The sequence below is a fragment of the Methylobacterium sp. WL18 genome (assembly GCF_008040015.1).
GTDB classification, from domain to species: domain Bacteria; phylum Pseudomonadota; class Alphaproteobacteria; order Rhizobiales; family Beijerinckiaceae; genus Methylobacterium; species Methylobacterium mesophilicum.
Genome location: NZ_VRVD01000961.1, coordinates 1 through 1,263, shown reverse-complemented (window position 1 = coordinate 1,263; position 1,263 = coordinate 1). Strand labels below are relative to the sequence as shown.

The 1,263-nt window shown below is 70.8% G+C and carries 1 protein-coding gene; it reads right to left on the bottom strand.

The features are described from left to right. Nucleotides 1–297 precede the first annotated feature (297 nt). Complete coding sequence (locus tag FV228_RS30105) at nucleotides 298–1,260, bottom strand: SMP-30/gluconolactonase/LRE family protein (RefSeq protein WP_147857772.1); 963 nt, start codon at nucleotides 1,258–1,260, stop codon at nucleotides 298–300. Nucleotides 1,261–1,263 lie beyond the last annotated feature (3 nt).

The following is a 1,263-nucleotide window of genomic DNA, read 5'->3' as shown; positions in this document are numbered from 1 at the left end:
ACGGGCGTTGCAGCCCTATTCCGGGACGGTCGGCGCTTCGCGCCTGGTCCGGGTGGCCACCCGGACCAGGCATCCCGCTGGCGCGGAACACCCTCAAACTAGCAGACATCCAACAGACAATTCCGGGGCTCGCCGCAGGCGAGAGCCCGGAATCCAGAACCACAGGCGAGCCCGAACAATGCGAGGCGGGTTGCTCAAAGCCGGCAAGCTCGGCGGCTCTGGATTCCGGGCTCCGCTGCGCGGCCCCGGAATGACGATGCGTTTCGGCTCTTTCGGAGGAACGCCGCGCGGCTGGGCTCAGCAGGTCCCGGCGCCGCGCGTGTTCACGTAGAGCGCGTAGACCGAATGCGAGGCGGCCATCAGCAGCAGGTTGCGGTTGAGGCCGCCGAAGCAGAGGTTGGCGCAGCGTTCGGGCAGACGGATCCGGCCGATCGGCTTGGCCTGCGGCGACAGGACGAGCACGCCGTCCTCGGTCTCGCTCATGCCCCAGCCGCACCACAGGTTGCCGTCGACATCGACCCGGAACCCGTCCGGCGTCCCGGTGCCGGCGTCGAAGAACACCCGTCCGTTGGCGGTCTTGGTGCCGTTCTCGACCACGTCGTGGACGCGGATCAGGCGGTTCGGCTTGGCGCGCGCCTCGATGACGTAGAGCTTGGACTCGTCCGGCGAGAAGGCCAGCCCGTTCGGGCCCGCGATCCCCGCCACCGCGACGCTCGCCTGACCGGTCGCCGGGTCGACCCGGTAGACGTTGCCCGGAAGCTCCGGCGGCGCCATCGCTTCGTGCGGGTTCGGCCCGAAGACCGGGTCGGTGAACCAGACGGCCCCGTCGGAATGGCAGACCACGTCGTTGGGCGAATTGAGCGGCTTGCCGTCGAACCGATCGAGCAGCGTGGTGATCGCGCCGTCATGCTCGGTCCGGGTGACGCTGCGGGTCTTGTGCTGGCAGGTGACCAGGCGCCCCTGCCGGTCCCGGGTGTTGCCGTTGGAATAGGCGGACGGCTTGCGGAACACCGTGAGCGCGCCGGAGCCCTCGTCCCAGCGCATGATCCGGTCGTTGACCACGTCGCTGAACAGCAGCGCGCCCATGTCGCCGAACCAGACCGGCCCCTCGGCCCAGCGCAGGCCGGTGGCGACCCGCTCCACCGTGGCGGAGGCCAGGCGGTACTTGGCGAAGGCCGGGTCGAGCACTTCCACGGCCGGGTCGGGCACGCGCTGCGACGGCTCCCATCCGGCCCCGGCCGCCCGCGCGGCCCCGAGCAGGGC